Source organism: Pseudomonas sp. Hz4 (assembly GCF_054898165.1).
In genome coordinates this window covers 183,666-197,306 of record NZ_CM142719.1, presented here as the reverse complement: position 1 = coordinate 197,306, position 13,641 = coordinate 183,666, and the positions used below count along the sequence as shown (strand labels likewise).

The 13,641-nt window shown below is 49.7% G+C and carries 10 protein-coding genes and 1 pseudogene; 6 read left to right on the top strand and 5 right to left on the bottom strand.

What is annotated here, in order from left to right; genetic code table 11:
* The first annotated feature begins 59 nt into the window (after positions 1 to 59).
* Entirely contained in the window at positions 60 to 1,928 is a 1,869-nt protein-coding gene (locus tag ACYZTR_RS00850) for a hypothetical protein (protein ID WP_461975669.1), read from the top strand.
* A 711-nt stretch (positions 1,929 to 2,639) separates the two neighbouring features.
* Here the strand turns inward: ACYZTR_RS00850 and ACYZTR_RS00845 are convergent.
* Positions 2,640 to 3,782, bottom strand: coding sequence for a hypothetical protein (locus ACYZTR_RS00845; RefSeq protein ID WP_461975667.1), 1,143 nt, complete (start codon positions 3,780 to 3,782; stop codon positions 2,640 to 2,642).
* Between the two features lie 200 nt (positions 3,783 to 3,982).
* Positions 3,983 to 4,393 carry a hypothetical protein gene (locus ACYZTR_RS00840; RefSeq protein ID WP_461975665.1) on the bottom strand — a complete coding sequence of 137 codons (411 nt, stop codon included), beginning with the start codon at positions 4,391 to 4,393 and terminating at the stop codon, positions 3,983 to 3,985.
* Positions 4,394 to 4,584: 191 nt separating this feature from the next.
* On the opposite strand from ACYZTR_RS00840, the gene tnpB reads away from it, so the two are divergent.
* Positions 4,585 to 4,911 carry an IS66 family insertion sequence element accessory protein TnpB gene (gene tnpB, locus ACYZTR_RS00835; protein WP_461975663.1) on the top strand — a complete coding sequence of 109 codons (327 nt, stop codon included), beginning with the start codon at positions 4,585 to 4,587 and terminating at the stop codon, positions 4,909 to 4,911.
* A gap of 80 nt (positions 4,912 to 4,991) precedes the next feature.
* Here the strand turns inward: tnpB and ACYZTR_RS00830 are convergent, their stop codons facing one another.
* The 3 genes and pseudogenes from ACYZTR_RS00830 to ACYZTR_RS00820 all read right to left on the bottom strand — a co-directional run.
* Positions 4,992 to 5,303: a hypothetical protein gene (locus ACYZTR_RS00830; RefSeq protein ID WP_461975661.1), complete on the bottom strand. Its 312-nt coding sequence runs from the start codon at positions 5,301 to 5,303 to the stop codon at positions 4,992 to 4,994.
* A 535-nt stretch (positions 5,304 to 5,838) separates the two neighbouring features.
* On the bottom strand, positions 5,839 to 6,936 hold the full coding sequence (locus ACYZTR_RS00825; RefSeq protein WP_461975659.1) for a hypothetical protein: 1,098 nt from the start codon (positions 6,934 to 6,936) through the stop codon (positions 5,839 to 5,841).
* A gap of 93 nt (positions 6,937 to 7,029) precedes the next feature.
* A pseudogene (locus ACYZTR_RS00820) lies at positions 7,030 to 8,202 on the bottom strand (sensor domain-containing diguanylate cyclase); the annotation flags it as partial.
* A 325-nt stretch (positions 8,203 to 8,527) separates the two neighbouring features.
* On the opposite strand from ACYZTR_RS00820, the gene ACYZTR_RS00815 reads away from it, so the two are divergent.
* The 4 genes from ACYZTR_RS00815 to ACYZTR_RS00800 all read left to right on the top strand — a co-directional run bounded on the left by ACYZTR_RS00815 (position 8,528) and on the right by ACYZTR_RS00800 (position 13,599).
* The gene (locus ACYZTR_RS00815) at positions 8,528 to 10,234 is read left to right on the top strand and encodes an ATP-dependent nuclease (protein WP_461975657.1); all 1,707 of its coding nucleotides are present in this window, start codon (positions 8,528 to 8,530) and stop codon (positions 10,232 to 10,234) included.
* Complete coding sequence (locus ACYZTR_RS00810) at positions 10,227 to 11,663, top strand: UvrD-helicase domain-containing protein (protein WP_461975655.1); 1,437 nt, start codon at positions 10,227 to 10,229, stop codon at positions 11,661 to 11,663. Before ACYZTR_RS00815 ends, ACYZTR_RS00810 begins: the two co-directional genes overlap by 8 nt.
* Entirely contained in the window at positions 11,660 to 12,958 is a 1,299-nt protein-coding gene (locus tag ACYZTR_RS00805; protein WP_461975653.1) for a HEPN/Toprim-associated domain-containing protein, read from the top strand. Before ACYZTR_RS00810 ends, ACYZTR_RS00805 begins: the two co-directional genes overlap by 4 nt.
* Positions 12,959 to 13,254: 296 nt before the next feature.
* Positions 13,255 to 13,599, top strand: coding sequence for an HNH endonuclease (locus ACYZTR_RS00800; protein WP_461975651.1), 345 nt, complete (start codon positions 13,255 to 13,257; stop codon positions 13,597 to 13,599).
* Positions 13,600 to 13,641: the final 42 nt, after the last annotated feature.

Sequence of the window (13,641 nt, the reverse complement as noted above, 5' to 3'; positions counted from 1 at the left end):
CAGCAATGGTTTGAGTAGGTTCGAATTTAATGAAAGGATAATTAATAAAGTGGCGAAAAATGACCGAAACAAATAAAGAGCAAATTCAATTTCCAGAGTACTACACACTAGTATGGGCCCACATTCATGAAAAATATGAACAACTATTGACAAATAGCAACATTAAAAAACCAAAAGAAATACGCTCAAAACTAGTAAAAAAATATAAAGATAATATTAACAACAAGAAACATAGTTACGAAGCATTGATGGCGATCCTGAATGAATTAGAAAATGAGTTTAAAAAAGTCATAAGCAAACATTCATGCTTTTATTGGTTACATCTGTTCCGGAGGATCGCTCCGGTGCTATCTCCTTCTATTGGCAATAGAACAGACGAAACGACTACAATGGAAGTAAGAGATATTGCAGAGCAGGCAATATTTAAATTCGGCAGAACCAGTGGAAAGCTAGATCTTCTACCTTCAGACAGTGTTCCTTTCAATAAAATATTAGGAGGCATACTTCAGAAAATTCTGAGTGGATCACACGCCCCTGTTATTGAGTTCTACAAGCACCTACTGGCTGCCAACAAACAACTTGTTATTGGAGACTTTAGAGCCTCCGATCTAGCCGATATATATAAAATTGAAGGACTGGCTTATCAATATTGGTATATCGGAGCAAAACTCCGCGCTTCAGGAAAAGGCGTAAAGGTCTTTACCACAGATGATGAATCGATCGAAGAATATAGGACGCCGGACCAAAGATTTCTCATCGAGAATTTCGACAACAGAACTAATAGAAACAATCTTGGCGAAGGCTTCACGAGCAATGTAGGGACCTTGATATTTCAGGGCAACGACGTCGAAGATAACATTTTAATCCTGGCAGCCCTCAATATACAACGATATCCGCTGAGCGATTTCTTTCCCAAGCACACATTCGACAAAGAGTTTTCACCAAATTATCTGCCCGGCTTTATAAGAGTCGACAAGTACTATGAAAGCCATAAATACCTAGAGAAGCACTTTGAGAAAAAACATGGCTTTGGATTAAAAGAGTTTTGCCATGCCTCACTTTTAATATCACAACTGCTAGCCGGATGGAACTCACTAAAAATAACTAACCTTGATGACAATGGCCACCTGCTTTATTATCAGAAATTTCAACGTGGGTATCTCTATCATAGCGGTGAGATTGGTGATATCAAAACAGAAATATTGAAAATAATGGATGCATCAAGGCAAGTTAGTACTTTTTCAGCAGAAGGCACAATTGAGCAACTGGATAAAATCTTAGACTTTCTCACCCTAACTTCGAAAAAGCAGAACCTTGTTAGCCTTTGGTCTTCGGGGCCTCGATATATATTTATTCCTTTTCAAAATCATTTTATCTGTGACTATTCTGCTTGGTTCACAATTTTCCGAACCTTATTTTTTGGCCTGAGAAACTATGACCCCGCTAGCCAAAAAGGGATAGAATTTGAAGACACGTTCGCCTCTATGGCAAAAAAGAACGGTTTGGAGGTGGTCATACAATCAAAGGATATTCGATCAGGAACGCAAAAAAGAGAAGTCGACGTAGGTGTGAGGATCAACAACCATCTTTATCTCTTAGAATGCAAAGCGGCTGAAAGACCTATTGATTTTGCAATAGGAAATCCTAAGTCCATCAACAGCCGAATAAAAGACTTTTCCGACAAAATCTCTCAAGCTACAAGCTTAGAAGAATTTGTGAAAAAAAATAAACAAGGCGATAACTACGACTTTTCTTGGGCAACAGAAGTTACTGGCGTAGTTGTTTCACCGTATACAGAATGGATCTGGAGTAAATCAGAAGATCTGTGGCTTCCTGACCATGAAAACACACCCAGAATATTAAGTGCTCACGAAGCAATTGACTTTTTGACAAGCCAACTAAAAGAATTTGAACAGCGCCACCATTAAGAGTCAAACACAAGCAAGAGCAGCTATGATAGGCCTTGGTTCTACTCATAGCTGCCAATTGCCAACCCTTATAAACAATATGACAAAGGGTGCATGGCCCACTACAGCAGCGCCCTCCTCCACGAGGCAGTACGGTAAGCCTTTCCGACGCGGCATTTTTTATACGATGATCATCAATGGCGCCAGCCGCTACATATTTGCGACGGATACATAGGATATCGTTGAGTTCAGGCAACGCACCGTCTCACGCGAGCTATTTGATGCAGAGGGTAAGCTGTGGGCGGATTGGCATGCAAGCCAATCAGAAGAGGAAACACAAGTACCCCAACCTTTAACCTATTGCCCCCGAGGCGGTTGGTAGCGGGGAGTGAGTTGCCGTGTAAATTCCGGGATTGCCCGTCGCCAACGGCAGCTATGGGTTGTGGTTCGCGGCCCTTCACGAAGGGCTGCAATGGGTCGAAAAACGCCGCTCGGGAGTGACCGCTTTTGGCCGATCGCTGCCAGTCGCCACCGGCAGCGATCGGCCAATAGATGCCTGTCGTAATCGACTGAAATCGACCCAAATGCGCCTGTCGCAATTTCGAACCTTCCTCCTGAAACCCGACATTTGGAGAGTGTCCGAGGGAGCAAAGGCTTTCGCTGCATAACAATCGTTTGTCCCGGCGCAAATTCTGAGTCTATGTAAACCTATTAGGCCATTACATCAGGTGACTAGGATGTGGTGCTTTTCCCCTCCGGGCCATCCCCCCAAGTGATCACGCCGGCAATTCGCTCTTTGAACGAGTCTGTAAAAGTCATCAGACCTAGAGTGGAGCCAAAGCGGCGAACCTCCTTAACTCGGGGAAGAATTTCGTCCCAACACGCCACAATTGGCTGGAGATATTGCAGAACGACCGAGTTGGAGAGGAGGCCCTTGAGCAAAAAACGATTGTCGAACTCATGTTTCTCCGTTCTAGTCATCGACCAGTACAGCGTTGCCGAAAGGGCGGCTTTCCCGCAAAGCCAGACAAGTTGTTTGCGATCAAGGCCGTGATCTAAAAATTTCCCAATCATGTCTAAGCTCTCGAAAATTTGAGGCACGTTTAATTCCAGTCGAATCAATGGATTTGGATGAGAACCTTCGATGACCGCTGTCGGCAGTATCGGTTGACTTCCATTGAAGCGGAAGAAGAGCAACGAGAGCCCACATACCATCAGGTATATCAAGCCGGACAACACTTCTGTTCGCGCCTCGCCCTCGACGAAGTCTGGGTCGTTGATGTGCCGAAGTAGTTCAAATACGTAGAGGGTTGTCGCCTCGAAGTCGGCTGCAAGTTCCGTGACATGGGAAACCAGTGCCTCTCGGCCAACGAGCCGCTTGTGGTTTGACGCTTCAAAATCGTAGACGTCAGCGATCTTTACTGCGCCACTATGCCCCTCCCAGAACTCGTCACGGATAACACCATGCTCCTGCATGAGGTGGCCGATCTCATGGAAATACACCCAGGTGATAGCAGCGACGAATATATTATTGACGAGCTCCTCGTCGTTGAAGCACTTAGGGAGCTTAACCCTGTCGCCGTAGAAGTCGTACAGCTTATCGACGCCAGAGTCTTGGGGAATGCTTCGCAAGAACTTGCAAAGTTCCTCAGCGTCCCGCCACACCTGTCGTGCTAGCTCGTAGTACATGGTGACGCAATGCTTCGGCGGCTTACCTGCTTCGTCCAGCGAGGACGCGTAGGCACCAAATTTCTTTTCCGTGCACCAAGTGATCGTTAACTCACCACCCAGTTCTGCGTATCTACTTTCATTCAGATCATGAGTGATTTCGCCCAAGACCTGACTCGCCAAATTATAGATATCAATGTCCTTCAACGAGCATATCCGTATTGTGTCGTTCACCCACGATGGGCAGGCCGAAGCAGTATTGACGACGACATTGGCTTGTCAAGAAGCACACTCCAGGACTCCAAGCGCTGCATCGGGAGCACATCAAACTGTCCGAAACTCGGCAAGTTACCATGCCGAAAGCAGTCGCAAGCGACCGACTGCTTCTGGCCGAAAGCAGGCGGGTACTACCTTGTTTCGGCTGCGTCAGGAGGCCAGTCCTCATAGAAGGAGCCGCCTATAGGGATCGGGTTGCCATCCATGTGGTATGCAGCCCAGGCCAGTATGTGTGCCATGCGTTCTGCACCAACTGGCGACAGTCCGCAAGACTCTCTAACTTCGTCTAGCCGTGCTCGGCACACATCAAGGTGGCGTCGAACGCCTGAAAATCCGCCAAGATAGAGATAAAACTCGTCGAGAACGATACCCACGCCTGGGATACCAAAGGTGCCGGCCACGCCTGGCGCCTCCTCGTATATGGCCTTCGCATCATGACCTTCCAGGGTTGCAACAGCGGTTAGTACCTCGCAAAAAGTATCTTTCATGCTGTTGCTGACCCAGAGGCCATAGCTGTTGCCGATAATGATGGGCGCACCCATGAGTCTTACCCTGATTTCGCTAATGGAATGCTATGACTAAGAGACGGATTCAGCCATGTAGCCAGTTTTGAGCAGGCCGTATTCGCTCCGATTATTACTGTTTTTGGCTGGAAAAGGCCATCCGTGGACGGCTGCTCTTGGCCGATTTCTGCCTGTCACCACCGGCTGCTCGGGGTCGGTTTCGGCCTGTCATGGCTATGATGCTTCCTGGTCAAGTCCAACGCAAATGCCTGGTCAGTTCGAATGCAAATGGGTGGTCAAGTCCCTGCAATTTCCCACCAATGATTCGCGTCGATGCCATCTGGCTCGCCACCGAGCCTTTGGACATGCGCGCCGGCACTGAGACTGCGTTAGCCCGAGTGGTCGCGGTGTTCGGTGAGGCGAAGTCGCACTACGCTTACCTCTTTGCTAACCGCGGGGCCAACCGGATGAAAGTCCTGGTGCACGACGGCTCTGCAACACAACAATCGCCATGGCCTCAACCGGCTAACACGCCTGACCGAGCTGCTGCCGCATAAGTGGGCGCCCGTCTAACCACGCAAGGTGCGTTAGGCAAACGCTACTTCGTATCCGACCGCTTGCGATTTGCGGAGACTATCTATCGGCTCCCAGCGTCACCAAAATAATCATCCTTCGCGACCAGACCGAGATTATCGGTGAGATCCTGGCCATCCTCGCTGGGCAGATGTTGAGTTCGCCGCTCCTGCTTGAGGTAAGCCAACGTTCGGAAGAAGCAATCCTCACACAGGTGCAGTTCATAACGCTCCCCATCATGGGCTGTGCCATAGCCCCAGTGTGCTTGTAGGGTGCCGAACTGATGCCCGCCAGTATCCAAGCGGGTGGAGCAACGGCATACATCGCACACGACGTCCGTGACGGTCTCGACTTCGACTCTTCCGGTTATTTTCATCGCTGACTCCTACAAGCGCCTCTGACTTTTGCTTTCAGCATACAGGCTCCAGGGCGGAGCGTAGGCTGGCCATTGTTGCATCCACCGGTTGAATCAACAGTCGCTCTCTGGCGGTCATGGTCATGAAGTGTGGTGGTCAATTCCATGGAAATGGCTGCTCAGGTCGAATGCAATGGGGTGGGCGAGTCTGGGCAATACCCCAACCACGCAATGTTAGTTGGCGGAACGCTTACGGTGAATCTGCCCACTTGGACTCGAAGCCAGCCAGCGTACAGTAAATAGCCTCATCAATAATAAAGGCGCTCCTCGGAGCGCCTTTATTGTTATTGGCTGAATGTAAATCGGAAGGTTTGACCATCGAGCGAGCTAGGCTACATCTATCCGAGCATGGTCCGAAGCAGGTTGCTCGAGATGCAGCCCTGGGTGGCTCAAGACCGCAGTTGCATTGAGGGCTGTAATCTAAATTTATTCTCCGTTAACCACTGTGGCTAACAGCGTAAAAAATCGGTTAACACCCCGTCAAAAACAGAAAAAATTACTTTGCCGCCATCTTTGATGCCATCTCCTTTAGTAATTCTTGACTATATTCCATTGCTTGTCTCAGGCGAACTTCTCCCTCTCTAACTCGAATTTCATCATGAAAGAAGGCTTCCATTTCGGCCATGTTGTCATCCAGGTTTTGTTCACTGCCCCCCCATTGTGGGGAAGTTCTAGAGAGTGAGCTATAGAAACTCAGCGCGTCGGCAAGATTGGAATCAATGGATAGACCAATTGATGCAGGTGAGTACCGCCCGTGACTTTGAGTATTGAACTGCGTCTGCACGTTGCACATCGAAAATATATCCAAATCCGCTAAGCCCTCTAAATTTCCTTTGCTGGTAAGCCTGAGAACTTTAGTTAGCAGAAATTTTCTATCGCCTTTGTAATGTTCGATGATTTGCTGATCATTGTCTTTGCATTCAGAAATATTTTTCTCGATATGCTCCATGAAAAACCGGTTAGTTCGACGCTCGTCGAAGTACTCCAGTCCGATATCCTTGTACAGACCCTGTGCAGCAAATACGGGTGGCACGATAATGTACTCGCCATTGTTTGCAGGTACGCCTGCATACCCACAGCCGTGTGGCTGAACAAAGTCGAATCGCCAATCCTTCTGCTGATAATCGCGTAATGTTTTTGTAATCTTGTCTGCATCGCTTTGAATCAGGTTGATATAATACTCTGCGTTGGAATAGGTCTCAATGCCATCAAAGAACAGAACTGACCCAAGTTCATCTTCTGTAATTGACTTTAATTCTTTAAATTTTTCCCAATGCTGACGGGAGCTGCTTACATTACTTAATCTTAAATACTCGTAAAACACACTCGGACGAATCACCAGGTCGAAGTGATGCGGAAGTTTTTTGATTAACATGAAGGCAAAAAGTACGGAAAGTCCGCCCTCATTGATCGTGCCCAGCCGATAGTCCTCAAGCCTCATAATTATGTTTGAGTCTAAAACTAAACGGTAGGGGCCACGTAGCATTACTGACCATTCAATTTGGTTGAGCAGTATTAATGTATTTTCAATAAACCTGTTTCGACTTTTTTCTGGCAGTTTTTCGACGTGCTTAATAATTTGGTCAATATTCATTGCTTAATGTTCCGCTGAACGGTTGGTGTAAGTTGGATTTTTCGATGAGCTCATCGACTTTACGTAACAGTGTTGAAATAGTGGAAGAGTTTTTCAGTCTGCGATTACGGACATGTTTCGTCCGCTGGTCTTGGCAAGGTAAAGTGCCTTGTCAGCAGCACCAATCAAGGCGTCAGGAATATCATCATGTCTAGGAGTACAGACACTTACCCCAATACTGATCGTCACTACCCCCTCTCCGCTATCCACGTGCTCAATTTGAGCTTGCTGGACAGCGTTGCGGATCTTCTCGGCGACGATAAAGGCCCCCACGTAGTCGGTCGCTGGTAAAACCACCGCGAACTCCTCACCGCCAAATCGTGCAGCTAAGTCTCCAGGTCGCCTGATGTTGTCTTTGATGATCGCGCTGAGGCCCCGCAGACACTCGTCTCCCACTAGGTGGCCATACCTATCGTTAAAGCTTTTAAATCGGTCGACATCGATCATCAGCAAAGCAAGAAACGTTTGGTTGCGCTTTGCCCTGCCTATTTCGGCATGGATGAAAAGGTCGAACTGACGACGGTTGGCCAAACCCGTAAGAGCGTCTTCCAGGGCTAAGAGCTCCAGTGTCCGATTGACATCCAACAACTTGTTCTGAGTACCAAGCAATTCGTTTTGAATTTGATTCTGCTGCTTCATCAGACGGATAAAGCGGTAGCCGATTACCCCTAAAACGCTCATAAGCAGAATCACTATGGCGGTGCTCATCAACGTTTCCTGTCGCCAACTCGCCAATACCTCCTCTTTGTTCATGGCTGAAAACACTATGAGCGGGTAATCGTTAATCCGTCGAAAGCCTACGACACGTTCGACGCCATCCACATACGATCTGACAGTGGCTGTTCCTGAAGACCCCTTGGGCAGCAACTCAGTGAAAAGTGGTCCATCAGCGACGCTGGTGCCAATGACCGCTTCATTGAAGGGGCGCCGGATGATAATTCGAGCGTCCGAGGAGATCAGGTTGATGACGCCGTTACTGCCGATATCTATGCTGTTGTAGAGCTTCAGAAAATGGTCGAGGTAGATGGTTGCCAACGCCACACCGGCAAAGCTGCCGTCAGAGTTACTGATCCTGCGAGAGACGGGGAGCACCCACTCGCCCGTCGAGCGACTTTTGATGGCCGGCCCTATGTGCGGGACGCGATCAGGATGACTGCGATGGTAGACAAAATACTCACGGTCGGAGTTGTTTGCGTTCGGCGGCATGATGCCGCTCGAGTCCGCTATCCGAGGTAGCTGCCTAAAATAACGATTCCCACGCTAGCCATGAGTAGCACCCTGGTCAGAGCGCGTTTTGAGGCCTTGGCAGTAATTCTGTTGGCTAGCCTTCCCAGTACGTCTGCATCTTCAAATGCCTCCTTAACGCCCATATGGCTCCTCGACCAGTTTCGTGCTTATCTTAGGCGGCCAGCATTATGCCTTCGTGCCGTCATGGCCGCGAGCGACGATGGCACAGGTTTTGGAAATGCCTAGGAGCATCAGCGAGGCTGCGTCACATCCATGCTTCGAGCTGCTCCTTCCAGAAGCGCGAATGTGAAGGAGATACTGTCTGGTGAAAATTAGAAAGTTGGAGATCATGAATTTCCGTGGCGTCAGCAAGCTGGAATGGAACCTCCCGAAGGCTCACATCTTCTGTCTGATTGGAAAGGGAGACTCGTCTAAATCGACCATACTGGATGCCATTCGGTATACGTTCTATCCCCAGTGGAATCTCACACTCAGCGACGCCGACTTCCATAAAGGCAACATTGAAAATTCGATCACAATCGAAGCAACGATCGGCGAGCTTGTAGACGACTTTTGTTCGCTCGCTAAGTATGGGCATTACCTCCGAGGCTGGGACTGCGACACGTTTCAGATCAACGATGAGCCAGATGACCATCTCGAAAACGTGCTCACCGTGCGTTTCACTGTTAGCAAAGATCTCGAACCCCATTGGGTTGTCGTATGCGACCGACAACCGGAGGGAGTCCCCTTCAAGCAAGCCGACCGGAACAAAGTCAGCGTCGGCCTGATCGGCACATTCAGTGAAAGGCAGCTTTCATGGGCTACCGGTACTGCCTTGTCGAAGCTGACCGCAGCACAGAGCCTGAATGAACTGCTGGCAGATGCCTCCAGAACTGCGCGATCGTCATTAGATGCAAAGCGGGAGGAGACGCTAAAAAATTTCGATGCTGCGGCGCTGAAATCTCAGGAAGTCGCCAAGCTCCTTGGGGTTCCCGTGGTCGATGCCTACAAGGCGCACCTCGATCTAGCCTCCATGAATTTGAAAGTTGGCGGACTAGTTCTGCATGACGGTGAAATTCCGCTGCGCCAGTTGGGGCTAGGATCCAGGCGCATGCTTCTGTGCGGTATTCAGAAGATGGGACTGGATGAAGGCCATATCACCCTGTTCGACGAGGTGGAGCTCGGTCTGGAGCCTCACCGGATCACACGGCTGATCAAGCACATCAGGGAAGACAAACGGGGCCAATATTTCCTCACGACCCACTCGCCGACAGTATTGCGTGAACTGACCATCGATGAGCTCTACGTCGTTCACCGTGAAGGTGGCTTAACTCAGGTTATCCCAGCAGCAAAAAAAGGGCTTGAGCAGCATGAACTACAGGGAAAAGTACGTTCCAGCTCCGACGCATTCCTTGCCAAGAAGGTCATCGTGTGTGAAGGCGCAACAGAGGTTGGCTTCCTCCGGGGGTTCGATGATTACCAGGTCGACAATAAGAAAGATCCACTGTCATACCATGGAGTGGCACTGCTGGACGTCATCGGTGGGTCAAAGGTGAAACCGATCGCCAAGGCGTTTAAGGCACTTCACTACAATGTGTCTGCACTCGCCGATGGAGATGCGGACGACCAATTTTCCGAGGCTGATGCGCAGGTGCTTCGGGATTTGGAGATTCCAGTCTTCATGTGGAGTGACAAGCTGTCATTGGAGGAGCGTGCTTTTCAAGATGTGCCGTGGGAATTCGTCTTGAGTAGCCTCTATCTAGCACGGGATACGCTGAATTACTCGGTGAGGGATCAAGTACTCAATAAGTTCGAAGGTAACTTGGAAAAGGAGCTTGGCCACTGGGAAGACAGTCCTGAGCTGCGAAAGGCCATTGGTATTGCGGCCAAAAAATCGAACTGGTTCAAAGACATCACACGTGGTGACTTGTGGTTTAAAACGATTAAACCTGCGTTTGAGGACGCTGAATTCGCTAAAACGGACCTATCCATTCAGCTAACAAAGCTTTGGAAGTGGGTCGAGCATGTCTGAAGAATTAGCCGTCAAGCTCAACGACTGCAAGACCAAAGGGTATGTAATCGCCCCAGCAGGCTACGGAAAGACGCATCTTATTGCTTTGGCAGCGCGGGTTTCTAACGGTAAGCAGCTGGTTTTGACTCACACCTTCGCCGGCGTAAATTCGATCAGAGCGAAGATGACTTCGCTCGGCGTACCGACTTCAAAATACCAGGTCGACACCATTGCGAGCTGGTCTCTGCGTCTGTGCTTGGCTTATCCGAAGACATCAGGATGGAATGTAGACAACCCGACAGATGAACAGTGGAACCAGCTTTATGAGCGCTGCTCCGCCCTGCTCGCGAAGGCGTTCATCCGGCATGCCATATCAGCTTCATACGCGGGTATTTATGTCGACGAGTATCAGGATTGCTCTGATTTGCAGCACTCGTTGGTATGTGCTTTGGCAGATCTCTTGCCCTGTCGGCTCTTGGGCGATCCAATGCAGGCTATTTATGATTTCGACGACGCCAAGCCGGTGGATTGGGAGCGCAGCGTCTATCCCAAATTCGAGTGTCTAGGCCAGCTAGAGACACCATGGCGCTGGGCTGATAATCCAGCGTTGGGCGCTTGGCTGAAGGACGTCCGTACCAGTATTCAGGCAGGTCGGCAGATCGATCTTTTAGGGAGGAGACCGCCCTGCGTGATTCGGTACCGCACCGAACCTGAAGATCTTGAAAAAAAGCAGCGCTCTGCACTTTGGAGCTTGCTAGGACACAATGAAAGCGTCATCGCGCTCCACGGTGGAGACCCGCGATCCAAAAATATGACGCACAATTTGGCCCAAGGAATGGCGGGTCGGTTCTCTTCAATTGAGGAAATTGAGGGCAAGGTGCTTCACACATTCCTGAAGCAATTGGATGCGGCGAAGACCGCTCAGAAGGGATTTCTGCGAGCGCTGACATTTGCGAAAAAGTGTTTCACTGGCGTTGGCAACGTAGTGACGGCCGGTACGAGTCGCGGGGAAGTTACTAGCTTACGGAAAACTACCAAATACCCGAGCCTGCTTTCGGCCGCAAATGTATACCTCGGAAACCCTACAAGCGGTCACCTGATAGCATTCTTCCTAGAGCTTAAATTAAACCCGGAGACGGGTGCTTATCGCCGTGACTTGTTGTTTCGCTTGCTCCACGTACTCAAAATGCATAGCGAGAGTGAAGGGTTGACCCTGATGGAGATGGGCAAGATCTACCAGCGCGATATGAGGCATACGGGGCGCCCCATCTCTCACCGCAAACTCATCGGCACCACTTTGCTGGTTAAAGGTCTTGAATTCGATCATGCGGTGATCCTGGATGCGGATTCTCTCGATGCCAAGCATCTGTATGTTGCGATGACTCGCGGATCCAAGTCTCTGACGATTATCGGTAATGGCAGGCGTGTGCCTGTAAGTAGAGAATTATGAGCACGCCGATCACTTTGACTGTGGGCGATATCGACCTCACGTACAACACGGGACACATGGGCATGGATCACGGCATGCTGTTCCAAGAGCGCGACCGGCGTCGCCGTCGTCATGCGAGTATCAATTACGAATACTACGAGAAGCACTCAAAGGATGTTTCACAAAGCGAGCTTTGCTTTTGTCGCACTCTTGGGTCGATGGTCTCGCGGCTGGAACTTCTCGGGCACACACTCAAATCGGTCGAGGCTGATTACGAAGTTCACATAGCGCTCGACAGCGAACGGTTCGCTTATACCGAAGACGGCGGCCCGCCGCCTCGTTTAACGTTCCAGCAGTTCGTCAACTTTATATGCACGAATGCCGTGTGTGATCTGAAGAACGATTATATTGAAAATTATGATGCCAAGCACGCAGAGGGATATGGTCGGCTCGCTAGCGAACCCGCTGTCTCGCTGCTACCTGAAGGGGAAGTTGACCGAGAAAGAGGTGGATACTCTGAACGCAGCCATTTTTTCGCATTAATTGACTTCCTCCACCCTTACTCCATTCTCCGAATTCTTGCTGAGAATCCGGCCAATCTAAGCCTTGATGTGGTGTGGGATTACGGCAATTTCGTCAGTGCGGGCTGGGCGCAAAACGAAGACTTCCTTCCCAATGCCCGTCGATCTCAGACTTATTTAATCGCGACTGAAGGGACTTCCGACACTCGAATCCTGAAGAGAGCCCTCATGCTTCTCCGACCAGATATCGAAGATTTTTTTCGGTTCATCGACATAGAGGAGCGACATCCGTTCTCCGGAACAGGGAGCTTGTCAAAGTTTGCCGAGGGATTGATCAAGATTGATGTCCACAATCGTGTTGTCATCCTATTTGACAACGATGCGGAAGGGGTCGAGGCGTTTGAAGGCCTCCGTCGTTTCAACTTTCCGGCAAACATGCGAGCAATGCTTCTGCCTGCCCTTGAAGAGCTACGCAGTTTTTCGGCCCGGGGGCCCAGCGGTGTCGAGAATGTGGATATCAATGGCCGTGCAGCAGCCATCGAATGCTATTTGGATCTTCGATTAAAGGGGCGACCGCCCCCGCAGGTGATTTGGACAAACTACAAGGAGTCGTTGGATATCTATCACGGTGCGCTGGAATACAAGGAGAGCTACGCCAAAGCATTTTACAAAGTTAAGTCAGATGGCATGGCAACAGGCGCATACGACTCTAGCAAATTGACCATTGTGATCAATTCGCTTTACGCCCAATGCACCGAGATGGCAACGCTGATGCTTCGCTCCGTGCGGGACTAGGGCTGCATCGAGCCCAGTGCGACAGTTTTAATTCGCAAGACGTTGGCGCTTAAGAGGCTTTTTAGGACGTTGAGACAGTTTTGCGAATTTTTCACAGTGCCTGGAGGCCCCCGGAAACCGGGCCTTTTTGCGACAGCTTTAATTCACAAAATTCAACATGAAACTACGAAATAAAGTCTGTCGGAACTAAATAAAAGTCTGTCGCTGGCGCCTACGCCCCCCCTGGTTCGGAAGCTAGCGACGCTTTCCTCCGCTCCTCCCCGCTCTGGGCGTAGCTCAAGGTTTGAAAGCCCAAAATGATCCTAGCAATTCAGCCAGAGGAGACTATGCGTTCCTTTGTGGAAGAACAGGAGTTCAAGTGGGAGGCATTAAGGGTTCAACGGATGCTAAATAAGCTTAGGTATCGGCGGCAGATACTGAGTCTTTTCAGGCGGCAACAGGGTAAATGTGCTTTATGCGGACATGCCATCAGCAAGGATACCGGCTGGCACGATCACCACGTTGTCAGGCGGGTGGATGGCGGCCCGGATAAACTAAATAACCGTGTACTGCTCCATCCCGACTGCCACTTACAGTGCCACAAGCAAGGATTCAAGGAGCCACTTAAGCATAGCGGTTTGCAAAAACCACCTTCCGCGTGACCGGCCAGTAAGAGCATCGTGACCGCGCTGCAACAGCAAAGC

What these genes read in the sequence shown, in the direction of transcription:
- ACYZTR_RS00825 (WP_461975659.1), bottom strand. Translation starts at nt 6,936, where the DNA reads ATGAATATTGACCAAATTATTAAGCACGTCGAAAAACTGCCAGAAAAA.
- ACYZTR_RS00810 (WP_461975655.1), top strand. Translation starts at nt 10,227, where the DNA reads ATGTCTGAAGAATTAGCCGTCAAGCTCAACGACTGCAAGACCAAAGGG.
- tnpB (WP_461975663.1), top strand. Translation starts at nt 4,585, where the DNA reads ATGGCTATGATGCTTCCTGGTCAAGTCCAACGCAAATGCCTGGTCAGT.
- ACYZTR_RS00830 (WP_461975661.1), bottom strand. Translation starts at nt 5,303, where the DNA reads ATGAAAATAACCGGAAGAGTCGAAGTCGAGACCGTCACGGACGTCGTG.
- ACYZTR_RS00850 (WP_461975669.1), top strand. Translation starts at nt 60, where the DNA reads ATGACCGAAACAAATAAAGAGCAAATTCAATTTCCAGAGTACTACACA.
- ACYZTR_RS00800 (WP_461975651.1), top strand. Translation starts at nt 13,255, where the DNA reads ATGATCCTAGCAATTCAGCCAGAGGAGACTATGCGTTCCTTTGTGGAA.
- ACYZTR_RS00840 (WP_461975665.1), bottom strand. Translation starts at nt 4,393, where the DNA reads ATGGGTGCGCCCATCATTATCGGCAACAGCTATGGCCTCTGGGTCAGC.
- ACYZTR_RS00805 (WP_461975653.1), top strand. Translation starts at nt 11,660, where the DNA reads ATGAGCACGCCGATCACTTTGACTGTGGGCGATATCGACCTCACGTAC.